This is a genomic window from Boseongicola sp. (assembly GCF_057460485.1).
Map to the genome: position 1 here is coordinate 1 of NZ_JBVCWP010000123.1, position 11,048 is coordinate 11,048.

11 protein-coding genes are annotated in these 11,048 nt (G+C 55.2%); 6 read left to right on the forward strand and 5 right to left on the reverse strand.

Annotated elements, in window-relative coordinates; genetic code table 11:
- Positions 1 to 338: 338 nt before the first annotated feature.
- The 3 genes from AC221Y_RS13905 to AC221Y_RS13915 form a co-directional block, all read right to left on the reverse strand.
- Positions 339 to 1,103, reverse strand: coding sequence for an HpcH/HpaI aldolase family protein (locus tag AC221Y_RS13905; protein ID WP_486707552.1), 765 nt, complete (start codon positions 1,101 to 1,103; stop codon positions 339 to 341).
- Positions 1,104 to 1,474: 371 nt separating this feature from the next.
- Positions 1,475 to 2,260 carry a DUF2182 domain-containing protein gene (locus tag AC221Y_RS13910; protein WP_299748435.1) on the reverse strand — a complete coding sequence of 262 codons (786 nt, stop codon included), beginning with the start codon at positions 2,258 to 2,260 and terminating at the stop codon, positions 1,475 to 1,477.
- Positions 2,260 to 2,862, reverse strand: a complete 603-nt coding sequence (locus tag AC221Y_RS13915; protein ID WP_299748433.1) for a DUF1326 domain-containing protein — start codon at positions 2,860 to 2,862, stop codon at positions 2,260 to 2,262. Before AC221Y_RS13915 ends, AC221Y_RS13910 begins: the two co-directional genes overlap by 1 nt.
- A 130-nt stretch (positions 2,863 to 2,992) precedes the next feature.
- On the opposite strand from AC221Y_RS13915, the gene AC221Y_RS13920 reads away from it, so the two are divergent.
- Positions 2,993 to 4,585, forward strand: a complete 1,593-nt coding sequence (locus AC221Y_RS13920) for a winged helix-turn-helix domain-containing tetratricopeptide repeat protein (RefSeq protein WP_299748430.1) — start codon at positions 2,993 to 2,995, stop codon at positions 4,583 to 4,585.
- Between the two features lie 218 nt (positions 4,586 to 4,803).
- Here AC221Y_RS13920 and AC221Y_RS13925 read toward each other — a convergent pair whose 3' ends face one another.
- Positions 4,804 to 6,078 carry a phenylacetate--CoA ligase family protein gene (locus AC221Y_RS13925; protein WP_486707553.1) on the reverse strand — a complete coding sequence of 425 codons (1,275 nt, stop codon included), beginning with the start codon at positions 6,076 to 6,078 and terminating at the stop codon, positions 4,804 to 4,806.
- Positions 6,079 to 6,684: 606 nt separating this feature from the next.
- Positions 6,685 to 7,632: a DMT family transporter gene (locus AC221Y_RS13930; RefSeq protein WP_299748425.1), complete on the reverse strand. Its 948-nt coding sequence runs from the start codon at positions 7,630 to 7,632 to the stop codon at positions 6,685 to 6,687.
- Positions 7,633 to 7,908: 276 nt separating this feature from the next.
- Here AC221Y_RS13930 and AC221Y_RS13935 point away from each other — a divergent pair, with 276 nt between their 5' ends.
- From AC221Y_RS13935 to AC221Y_RS13955, 5 genes are all read left to right on the forward strand, one after another.
- Entirely contained in the window at positions 7,909 to 8,334 is a 426-nt protein-coding gene (locus AC221Y_RS13935; protein WP_299748422.1) for an ester cyclase, read from the forward strand.
- Positions 8,335 to 8,478: 144 nt separating this feature from the next.
- Positions 8,479 to 9,021, forward strand: a complete 543-nt coding sequence (locus AC221Y_RS13940) for an amino acid synthesis family protein (protein WP_486707554.1) — start codon at positions 8,479 to 8,481, stop codon at positions 9,019 to 9,021.
- A 455-nt stretch (positions 9,022 to 9,476) separates the two neighbouring features.
- Positions 9,477 to 9,818 carry a hypothetical protein gene (locus AC221Y_RS13945; RefSeq protein WP_299756250.1) on the forward strand — a complete coding sequence of 114 codons (342 nt, stop codon included), beginning with the start codon at positions 9,477 to 9,479 and terminating at the stop codon, positions 9,816 to 9,818.
- 212 nt (positions 9,819 to 10,030) lie between these two features.
- On the forward strand, positions 10,031 to 10,507 hold the full coding sequence (locus AC221Y_RS13950) for a thermonuclease family protein (protein WP_299756248.1): 477 nt from the start codon (positions 10,031 to 10,033) through the stop codon (positions 10,505 to 10,507).
- On the forward strand, positions 10,504 to 11,048 hold a 545-nt coding region (locus AC221Y_RS13955), incomplete at its 3' end, for a YrrC family ATP-dependent DNA helicase (protein WP_486707555.1). The genes AC221Y_RS13950 and AC221Y_RS13955, both read left to right, overlap by 4 nt.

Sequence of the window (11,048 nt, forward strand, 5' to 3'; positions counted from 1 at the left end):
AACTGGAAGAGTTAGTCGACATTGGAAACCTCCCGCCCGCTATGCAATCCGTCTCTGAATGGAAGTATATCCGAAATTGCTTGATTAAACCAATTTGGTTGCGCCAAAACTGGTTTTCGTCGAACGACGACTTTGTCCAACTTAGCAGACCTCCGCACTCTGCGCAGCGAACGGTAGCTAAGATGAAGATTTTCTGATGCGGGCCAGTGTGCGGTCTTTCGGCTTGGCTCGACTGTGACCCGCGTTGAAAAATCTCTCAGGGAGGAAGCCGCGGGGACTGGGCGGTGTCTATATTGGATGGTCGTGTCCAACGTGCAGATATGACAGGCAGCCAACTTCTATTTGGTCCATGACTGAGTTTCAGCTGCGATTGCTTTGAGCCAAAGAATGTCGAACCCCGCAATAATTCGATAGCCTTTGGCAAAAAGCGCATCGGCTTGCGGCTTTGCGAGTCCGACATTTCCTAGAGGGATATTTGCAGCTTTCGCGGCTCTCTCGACCTTCGCAATAGCCGTCTGAAAATCTGGATGATCAAACTGACCAGAGATGCCGAGATCGGTTGAAAGATCAAACTGTGCAGGAATAATAGCGTCAATGCCCGGAACCGCGCAAATTTCCTCGATATTCTCAATCGCATCGCGGGTTTCGACTAAAAGGCAGCACACAATCTGGTCGTCCACTGCTTCGCGGTAATCAAGCAAAGAGGTGTCCCACCGTGAGTGCGCCAAAAATGGTCCGAACCCTCTTGTACCGTTGGGAGGATATCGCAATGAGGCGACTGCCCGTTTAGCATCGCTTGCACTACGGATCATCGGGAAAACAATTCCTTCGGCTCCCAAATCTAATGTGCGCTTTACTTGTGCAGCATCATTTTCGGTAACACGCACCAACGGAGCACAAGACGTCCCGGCCGTGGCCGCAATCATCGCATGCGCCGAGGAGTAATCGATTGCTCCATGTTCCATATCGATGATCACCGCATCACTCCCGGCGGACGCAATTGCCTGTGTCACTATTGCGGAAGGGATTGTACAAACATGAGCCGTCAATCGTAAGTCTTGATTGGCCAGTTTTCTTTTAAATGTCATCGGACTGGAGTTCATAAGAGCCTCAAATGCAAATATTGACTAAGTGGAATTATGGTCGCGGCCACAAGGCTCTCAATTCCACGAGCAGGATGCAAGTTTCGTGACGCCTGGTTGTTTTAGCGGCGCATGAATGAAGCAGCCTTCGAATTGGCCTGGCTGACATTTGTCAGAAAGCCTTTCGCCTCGTTCCAGGGTTTGGCTGCTTTGTCCCGCGGAGCGGTCATTGGTGCAGAGTGCAGCGAAGGTCGGCTTGGCGCCCATTTTGCTGAATACTACACTGTCAGAAGTTTGAGAGGCGTGATCAGAGCCAGAGATTGCAGCGACAGCAGGGTTTGTATCCGCTCGATTGGCACAAGGCGCTCGATGGAGTCGCAATCAGATCTATTTTAAAAACTGATCAAAAGACCTAACCCAACCATTGTCACACCGACAAACTTTGCAAGGATCTCGCTGCTTGGAACGATTTTTTCCACGAGGACGTAGACTGTGATCGCGATGATCCATGCGGTGTTCATGACGCCCACGACGAAGAGAAGCCCCATCAGCGCCCAACAGCAACCGACACAGAACAGGCCGTGCCGCCAGCCCATTGTCAATGCACCCCATTCGCCGTCGCGCCATTGGGTCATCAAGAAACTGATCGGTGTGCGGCACTGACGTAGGCAAGCGTGTTTGATCGGGCTAAACTGATACAGCCCTGCAATCACAAGAATGCCACCCCCCAGCGGTGTTGCGGCCTTCATCATCATTGGGGACATCACGGCCAAGTTGGTAAGCCCCGCCTGTAGCCCCGCCGCGACTAGACTAAAGCCGGCCCAAGCCAGAACATACCCGCCGGAGAAAGCAAAAACCGGCAGCCAACCGGCGCCTCTCGCGCGGTCAGCGCCCTGCATCCGCGCATAGGCCCCAATCATCGGGGCCGCCGTGGGCAGCATCATCGCGGACATCATGACCGCCCACATCAAGAACAGGCCGAAAAATTGCATCGGCGTGAACATCTGAGGAGACATCATCATCGCGGACATGCCAGGAATCGCGGACATGTCGGTGATCATGAGTGCCAGATAAATCCACGACGCCACGGCCACGGCAATTGGGCCGCCCAACAACAGAGCCAGACGCGCGGGCGTCATATGCGCCGTTGTGCCGGGCATCGAACCCGCGCGGTCCATTATTGTTCGCTCTGATAAGCAAACGGAGAGAACACGGCGGTTTTGTCAGACAGATTCCAGTCCATGTCATGGTCCTTGAAAACCATCTTGCTGGATTTGGCTACTGTCGCTGGAAACCCCGGTGCTATGCATAAAGGATGGCCAGAAATTGTGACTGGATCGCCGCCCTGGCCGGAAATCTGATCCACCTCGACATCCGCAATGTTCGGGATTTTGAGCCCATGCTTGCCAGCATCCACGGTAAATTCAATCGGCACTGAACGCACACCGACTATGGCCCCGATATGGGTGGCTAGTCGGGCCGGATGACCGCCGCCTTGACCGCCGAATATTTTCATCAAGCTGGCATTCTGTGCCTCGTCGGCGCGTTCATCGACATAGAGGGCGACGTTCCACTGGGTTGTGGCCATGTGGCCCGGAGAGTGCACGGCAAGAGCCACATTGAGGCCCAAAAGCGACACGCCTTCGTCTTCGCCGTCTTCAATGTGCCAACCGACCAGCGCGGTGCACTCGTCTTGGCTTGGGGGGCTGAGGAAAAGACAAGGACAGGCGACCTCGCAATTGCAGCTTTCAAAATAGGTTCCTTTAAGCGACCAGGTCATAGAGATACTCCTTTTTCCAAATTTGGATCGTGCCAATTCCTAACCGAGCCCCGACATCATTGCTTGATGAAGGCATTGAGATTACGTTTAGATTTCATCGTTTTTCGATCACGGCGAAAATGGAGTTTCAATGATCTACCAGTTCGGCTCCTTTCATCTTGATTCAGAGATGTTCGAGCTGCGCAAGAATAACAAACCCGTTGCCATGGAACCCCAAGTCTTCAACTTGTTGCTGTACTTGATCCATAACCGCGACCGGATCGCGTCTCGCGACGATCTAATTGCAGCCGTGTGGCAAGGTCGTGCCGTTTCCGATACCACGCTAAGCAGCGGGATATTTGCGCTTAGACGGGCTGTTGGAGATTCCGGTGAGACGCAAAACGTAATCAGGACGGTACAGCGACGTGGATTCAGATTTGTCGCCGAAATAAAGTGCGACTTTGACGCGACCGTCCGCCTAAGTGGTGAGGCTTTTGACGGTTCATCTGAACCCGATCCAACCGTGATCAAAATACCAAAATCAATGACTCAACCTGTGGCCAAGAAAAATACGGCAACAGTTATGCCAACACTGGTCGTTTTGCCGTTCAAGATCGCAAGCGCGGGCCTGGATGACTATTTTTGCGATGGACTGACCGAGGACGTTATCGCCAATCTAACCCATTTCAGAGAACTGAGAGTAATCGCCAGTGCCTCGTCTTTTCACTTCAAAAAGCGCGATGTTGCGCTCCCCGAGATTGCAGCAAAACTGGGAGCTGGCTATATCGTTGACGGTAGCGTGCGTCGAGAAGGCGACAGGCTGCGTGTCGCTGTCCAGTTGATTGAGGCGGCTTCGGGCGTTTCCCTGTGGGCAGATCGTTATGACCGGCGACTCGAGGATGTTTTCTCAGTCCAGGACGCGATAACTCGCATGATTGTCGCATCGCTTGGGGTTAAGATGCAGGATACCGCATTGACACATGCCTTGCAAAAAAGCCCCTCCGAATGGGATGCCTATGACTGCTTGCTACGTGCACGGCGCTATACCGCCACCTTGAACGAGGACATGCATGCAGAAGCGCGAGATCTTCTTGAAAAAGCGATCGCACTTGATCCGAACTACGCAGAGGCTCATGCCCTACTGGCCAATGTCTATCTGGCCGAGCACCGCTTTGAGGCCAATCCTCGTCCAAAGCCGATTGAGCGGGCTCTGGCCATGGCCCTTAGGGCCACCCAACTCGACCCGCAAAGTGCATATGCGCGCTGTTGGTTAGCGATCGTACATTTTTTTCAGAAGGACATCGGAAAGTTTGAGGCCGAAGCACAGCGTGCGCTCGACCTCAACCCGAACGATCCTGAAATACTGGCTGAGGTTGGCCATTATATGTCTTTCTTGGGAAGATTTGACTTGGGAACTGAGCTATCTGACCGAGCCAAAAAGCTGAACCCGTTGCATCCTGGCTGGTATCATTTCAGTTCCGCACTTTTGCATTTGCATCACCGGCGATACGACGAGGTTTTGGTCGATGTTCAGCGCATCAGTATGCCCGAATTTTACTGGACCCATCTCCTGAACGCCGCAGCATTTGGGCACCTTGACCGGAAAGAAGCAGCCGTGTCACTGGCGATGATGAGAAAGGTGAAACCCAGCATTACCACTGAAGCGGAAATTCGAAAATGGAATGTCGGGACGCAAGATTGCGCGCACATGATCGAAGGCCTGCGCAAAGCTGGGCACGCCTAATAGAGTTGATGGACGTTGGCTAAAAGTCAACATTGTTCGCCTGACAGGCCTTGGTACATCGCGCCACGAACGGACGCTCATCGCCCTTCTTGTCGAAATGTGCATGGCGCGGCATGTGTTACTTTCGGCCCATTGCGGACCTTCGAACAAATCACTGTGCGCGGTGGCTTCGAGCCCATTTTGCTTTTCTTGGACCTAACGGCGCATGCCGGGTTATGTCACGTGATTGAGCCGGTACGACGCAAAGGCAATACTTCATGGAACTTGCCGCTGGCGGTGAATTCGGGCGATGCTTCGCTTTCTCGCACCGCCACATCATCCAGGCCGTTATCGCGAAACACCTGCTTTACCGAAGCTATGACCTCTTGAAAGACTCGCCCCGCCGCCGTCTCATCGATCAGTTGTATGCGCACTTCGAATTCCTTGTCACTGGTCTGGACCAACTGGCTGCGCCGGGCGCTCTCGTGCTCGAGTTCGAAAACGAGTGGTGACAGCGTCACCTCGCCGACACGAACGAGCGTCGCTTGGCGTCCCTCCACTTGAAAACTGCGAAATGGCGACCCGCAAGCGCAGGGTTCCTCGTCGAAACGTACGCAGTCGCCGAGATCGTATCGGATGAAAGGCTGAACCTCGTTAGCGAGGACTGTCAGCAACACTGTCGCCGACAAAGTGCCATCGGGAACGGGCTGCATCGCCTCATCGACCGTCTCCAAGATGACCCAGTCTTCGTTCACATGCTTGCGCCCGTGGCTGCATTCGAACGAAAGCGCCAGACACTCGGTGCACCCATAGGGGTCGGCAATACCGTATTTCAGCGAGGGGAAGGCCCGCCCAACCCGCGCGCGAAGATCGTCCGTGAGTGTCTCGCCTCCCGTGGTAAAGAGCGCAGGCGCGATCCGCAGCCGCCCGGCCTCTTTTTCCCTGACCAGGATGGCCAGCATGCTGGGGTAGGTCACGATCCAGGCGATTTTCGCAATCGCATTTAGTCTGTCAACGAGTTGACCAATAGGCTGGTCGGCCTCAATGAAGGTTACCCCAAACCCCTTCGCCAGCTGCGGATTCAACCTTTGCACCAGTTTGTTAAACCCGTTTCCGGCGAAGTGGCCATGCCCGCCTGTGATCGTCACCCTGTCACCGAGCTTGCGGACGTCTCGCACGAGCTTGCGGTGGTATCGTTCAAAGCGCGCCAGCATGATGCCATAGGCATATTCCACGAACGATTCAGATATGACGATGACCGCGGGTTCGCCCGATGTCCCGGAGGTCTGAAAGACGGCGACATCGTCGATCGGCACCCCAACTTTCCCGATGTCCCGTAGATGTTCGCGGGCCTTGTCGAGGGAAAGAGAACGGATTGTCAGCCAATCGTCGAACTCCGCCATGAGCTCGGGTTTGCGGGTCACCGGCAAGTCGCTCAGCTCAATCTCGCTTGATGGAGGCAGATCCGCGTAGAGCCGGTGATACAACGGCGACTCGCGCCGCGCTTTTTCCACGAGACGCCGCATATTGCCGAGTTGCTTGGCTTCAATCCGCTTCCGTCCGCCCCAGCCTGTCCAGAGCCCACCGACCGCATATCCCAATGCTCTAGGAAGGCTGAAACGCATATCCACTCGCGATGCTTGTTCTTTGTATCCGACGTAAAGAATTCGTTGATTGGAAACTATACCAAGGAGCTCCGCGTTAAATGACCTATGTCAAATCGCGTAGTCGCGCTGTTTTGTGGTCATGCGGCACACCGCGAAAGGGGATATGAATGCAGCGACACCCAAGGTCGGCTTCGTCCGGAGGCTGTGTGAAAACTCGGGATTCTTCATGATTTCGCGCCGCTGGTTTTCGGGAGTTGCTAATTTGATGGTTCAGCTCGACGAGAGCGTGCCTGAATCTGGCAATTTTTGGCATTTGTGAAAGCTCTCGATAGTTTTCACACAGCCTCTCCGCAGAGCTGCCCTTCAAGCAAAGCGCCGCGAACGACCGCATTTCGCCCAAGATCCCCGCTTACAACCCTCCGCAATGCGCTGAATCCGTCCCGCTGGACCAGCGGCATCTCAGGCTGGGTTGCCCGTCGGCTGTGGGTACATTGCATTAAAGATCGCTCCACCTCAAATCGGTGGAGCAGCGCACTCAGTGATCAGCTGACGGGCGGTCACCCTTTCGCGGTGGATCATATACAGTCCTGCGCCGATGATGATGGCGATTCCGGCGAGGGTCAGCGCATTGGGGAAGTCGCCGAACACCAGATAGCCCAGCAATGTCGCCACCGGCAGTTCCAGATACTGCAGTGGTGCCAGTGTGGCCGAAGGCGCCAGCGACAGCGCATAGGTCATCATCATATGGCTCAGCGAGGCGAAAAACCCGACGCCCAACAGCCAGAGCCACACAACGCCTTTGGGCCAAACTGGATCAAGCAGCTCAGCCCCCGTGCCTTGGGCCAATATCATTACCGGCAGGCACAGGAGGCTGGCGATAAGGCCTGTGTGGAATTGCAAGGTGACGGGATGCATTCGCCGCGACAGCCCGCGTGTCACAAGAATATAGAGCGCGAACCCCACCGCAGTGCCCAGCGGAAACAGCGCCACTGCGCCAAAGGCTGCAAAACTGGGTTGGATCACAAACAAGACACCCACAAAGCCCACAATCGCTGCGCTTACGCGGCGCGATCCGACATCTTCGTCCAAGTAGAACTTCCCCACCAGCAGCACGATGAACGGGGCTACAAACACAATCGCTAAGGCATCGGCAAGGGGCATGACCCGGATCGCAGCGATAAAGCAAAAGGTCGAGACAAACAAAAGTACCGCGCGAAACAACAGCGCCAGCCATTGCCCCCGCGCCACCCGCAACGACAGACCCATCATCCAGACAAACGGCGCCATCAGCACGCACTGAACGATAAAGCGTGCGGCCGTGATCTGTCCCACCGGCACGCTGCCCGATGCCAGCTTGGCCGCCACATCCAGTAAGGGGGCGGTTACGCAAAATCCTAGCATCAGAGCCACACCGGCTAGGATGCGGTCCGTGGAGGGAGCGTAGGAGGTAGAACTGTTCATGGGCCCCGCATAAGGGTGTTACCACACGCGCGTCTACTCCTTTTGCGACGCTTGGCCGTGCTCAGGGGGCCTATGCAGACATTGAAGGCATACGCAGCGAACGGCAGCAAAGAGCCCAAAATAGACGTTCTTTGTCATGTCGGTGAAGGCCCGGCGACCGGGAACAAGGAAAAGTCCGAACTTCGCAAGAATTGCCGCGACGTGTTTTGTTGGTCATGGTCAATCAAGAAAACCGTGGGACCGGACCCCTGCGCCAGCTAGAAAGGTAGCCAGACTATGCATCCTACTGAAAAGATCGTCCGCCAGTTTCATGAGTCCTGGGATATGCGCGATCCAGACCGCGGCGCACAAGTCATTGCCACGGACTGCGACTTCGAGGATATAGCGCGCGGCGAAAAGTTATCGGGAAAAGATGCATACAAAGCAGACTACTTCCGTTGGCGCGAGGCTTTCCCAGACGGACTTTGCAAGGTCGAGAATGTTATAGTCAGTCATTGCGGTGAATGGGCCACTGTCGAGTTTCGCAATACGGGCACCCACACTGGTACTCTGCGCTCAAGCCTTGGGGATTTTGCGCCGACCGGCAAACGGGCCGAAGTCCGCTATTGCTCGGTCATGAGGGTAAAAGACGGATTGGTGGTCGAAGGCCGCGACTATTACGATGGCGCAACCATTGCACGGCAGCTGGGTCTTGTAGACTGAGACGCCTTTCCCAACCGCCTGAAATTCTTTGGAAACTCTACCCAAAGCCACCCCCTTACGGTCCACTTTCAGCCGGTTGGGAAAGCTATCGACCGACAAGCCAAAACCAGCCATCTTCGTAAATAGTGATTTATGGAGGCAGAAATGGTCCTGGCACGAAAAACAATCTTTGTTCGCGAGTTGATCACGTCTGATGCCTTTGGCAAACCATGCGAACCGGTATCACGCGTTGCGGCTGCCGCAGTCTTTCGCAATCCGCTGGCAGGACGTTTCGAGGCCGACCTTTCCGTACTCTTCGAAATCGGCGCCGAACTGGGGCAGCAACTCGCCGAACAAGCCGTCGAGCAGCTCATTGGGTCTCCTGTGTCATATGGCAAGGCGGCGATCGTTGGTGTCGCGGGCGACATGGAACATGGAGGGGCCACTATTCATCCCAGACTGGGTGCGCCGATGCGTGCTGCGGCTCAGGGCGGGGAAGCAGTCGTCCCGTCCAACGTGAAAGTCGGTGCGTCCGGAACCTCTATCGATTTACCTCTTGGCCATAAGGACAAAACTTGGTCTTTTGACCACTTCGACACAATGACGCTCTGTATACCTGATGCGCCGGGTCCCGACGAAATTGTCATGTTCCTAGCCTATGCCAATCGCGGACGCCCTATACCGAGATGCGGCAGCGGGCCGGTCTAGTCTTAGTACATCAAAGGCAGTCTTGTCCGGAGGCTGTGTGAAAACTCGGAATTCTTCATGATTTCGCGCCGCTCGTTTTCGGGAGTTGCTAATTTTGTTGGTTCAGCTCGACGAGAGCGTGCCTAAATCTGGCAATTTTTCGCATTTGTGAAAGCTCTCGATAGTTTTCACACAGCCTCTCCGCGGAGCGGCCGTTGGTGCCTATCGCAGCGAAGGGCAGCTCTGGAGCCTTTCTACGAATTTGTGCAGAGCGCTGAATCCGTCGCAAAGGGCGGGAACCGGAAGTTCGCTACGGTCGTGAGGTGACATATTCAGACAAGCGAAAGAGGTCATTCATTGCGCAAATCTGATAGTCATCATGCCGCAAGTGTCAGCAGTGTTGCGAGGGGATTTTGCAGAATTGGGACGTCGAGTCTAAAGTGGCCGCAAGCCAAAAATCAAAGCAGTTGACCAACATGATCGACGACGTTGACAAGACCCAAAAGCTCATCGCAGAAATGGATGCATATTTGCCTTTCACAGCTAGGCTATCACAAAGCCTAAAGGGTATGATACGGCGACAAGTGGCTCCAATTACTCTGCCAGAACAGTGCCAAGTGGTAGAGGTCTTCTATATGGGCGAAGAAGGTGGCATCTCATGCCGTCTCGACCTCGACGGACAGGGCACCCATGATCCGATTATCGTCTCCATAACCCATCTCAACTTCAACAGGCGATGCCCCCTATACCGTCAAATCGACGGCTATCAAAAGCACCGCGTTAAAAAAATCAAGAAGCAGAACGGGCGTGGCTTCTGACGCCCGCAAACCCGGGTCACCATTTTGAGGGCACACGTCGAATTTTGAATGACTTTGCGCCTATACGGAGGTACGTGCGTAGTGAAAAATGCGGTAAATCATACGTTGATGGTTTGCAGGACCATGTCCGGTCTGGGCCGGACTCGGCCCCGGGACATCATTGTGCCAGATGCCATCAAAAATACCGCTTTAAACGCAGGATCTAACCACTGATGCGCAATTTGGCCCTCATTGCCGCCCTTCTTTTTGCACCCATGCCGGCCATGGCAGAGACAATTACTGGTGTGAGCAGCGTGATAGACGGCGACACGTTAGAGGTTCGGGGGCAGCGGATCCGCTTGCACGGCATCGATGCGCCCGAAAGCCGTCAGATATGCATTCGCGCAGACGGCACGTCATTGCGCTGTGGCCAACAAGCAGCCTTGGCATTATCTGATAGGATCGGGCGGCAACAAGTCTCCTGCCGCGTCCGTGACACGGATCGCTACGGCCGCGCGATTGCTGTGTGCGTGCAGGATGGCAGCGACCTGAATGAATGGATGGTTCAGCAAGGCTGGGCCGTGGCCTATCGTCGGTATTCCCGAGACTATATCCCCGCCGAGGAGGATGCGCGCCGAAGCCGCCGCAATATCTGGTCTGGGCAGTTTGACATGCCGTGGAACTGGCGGCGTGCGCAGCGCGGCGGATGAAGCCCAAAGGCGATAGCCAGACAGAGGTCCTTGCGGGCCTGGTGGAGAGGGTGACGTTCCACAGTCAGGAGTCCGGCTTTTGCGTCTTGCGGGTTAAAGCGCGTGGGCATCGCGACCTTGTTACCACCGTAGGCCATGCCGCCATGATCTCGGCAGGGGAATGGGTCACTGCGTCCGGCGTGTGGATTAACGACCGCACCCATGGCCTACAGTTCAAAACGCAGTTTCTGCGCACCTCAGCGCCGTCATCAATCGACGGGATCGAGAAATATCTTGGCTCCGGCATGATCCGCGGCATTGGAGCGGTCTATGCCAAGCGACTGGTGAAGATGTTCGGCAAGGATGTGTTCGATATCATCGAGGCAACGCCCGAGCGCCTGCGCGAAGTCGAAGGTATAGGCCCCAAACGCGCGGATAAAATCACGTCGGGCTGGGCCGATCAAAAGGTCATCCGCGAGATCATGGTCTTCCTGCACCAACATGGCGTTGGCACGGCGCGGGCCGTGAGGATCTTCAAAACCTATGGCACTGATGCGGTGCA

Bases quoted from the DNA above. Each gene is read 5' to 3' on its own strand.
- AC221Y_RS13905 (WP_486707552.1), bottom strand. From the start codon at position 1,103: ATGAACTCCAGTCCGATGACATTTAAAAGAAAACTGGCCAATCAAGAC.
- AC221Y_RS13910 (WP_299748435.1), bottom strand. From the start codon at position 2,260: ATGGACCGCGCGGGTTCGATGCCCGGCACAACGGCGCATATGACGCCC.
- AC221Y_RS13915 (WP_299748433.1), bottom strand. From the start codon at position 2,862: ATGACCTGGTCGCTTAAAGGAACCTATTTTGAAAGCTGCAATTGCGAG.
- AC221Y_RS13920 (WP_299748430.1), top strand. From the start codon at position 2,993: ATGATCTACCAGTTCGGCTCCTTTCATCTTGATTCAGAGATGTTCGAG.
- AC221Y_RS13930 (WP_299748425.1), bottom strand. From the start codon at position 7,632: ATGAACAGTTCTACCTCCTACGCTCCCTCCACGGACCGCATCCTAGCC.
- AC221Y_RS13935 (WP_299748422.1), top strand. From the start codon at position 7,909: ATGCATCCTACTGAAAAGATCGTCCGCCAGTTTCATGAGTCCTGGGAT.
- AC221Y_RS13940 (WP_486707554.1), top strand. From the start codon at position 8,479: ATGGTCCTGGCACGAAAAACAATCTTTGTTCGCGAGTTGATCACGTCT.
- AC221Y_RS13945 (WP_299756250.1), top strand. From the start codon at position 9,477: ATGATCGACGACGTTGACAAGACCCAAAAGCTCATCGCAGAAATGGAT.
- AC221Y_RS13950 (WP_299756248.1), top strand. From the start codon at position 10,031: ATGCGCAATTTGGCCCTCATTGCCGCCCTTCTTTTTGCACCCATGCCG.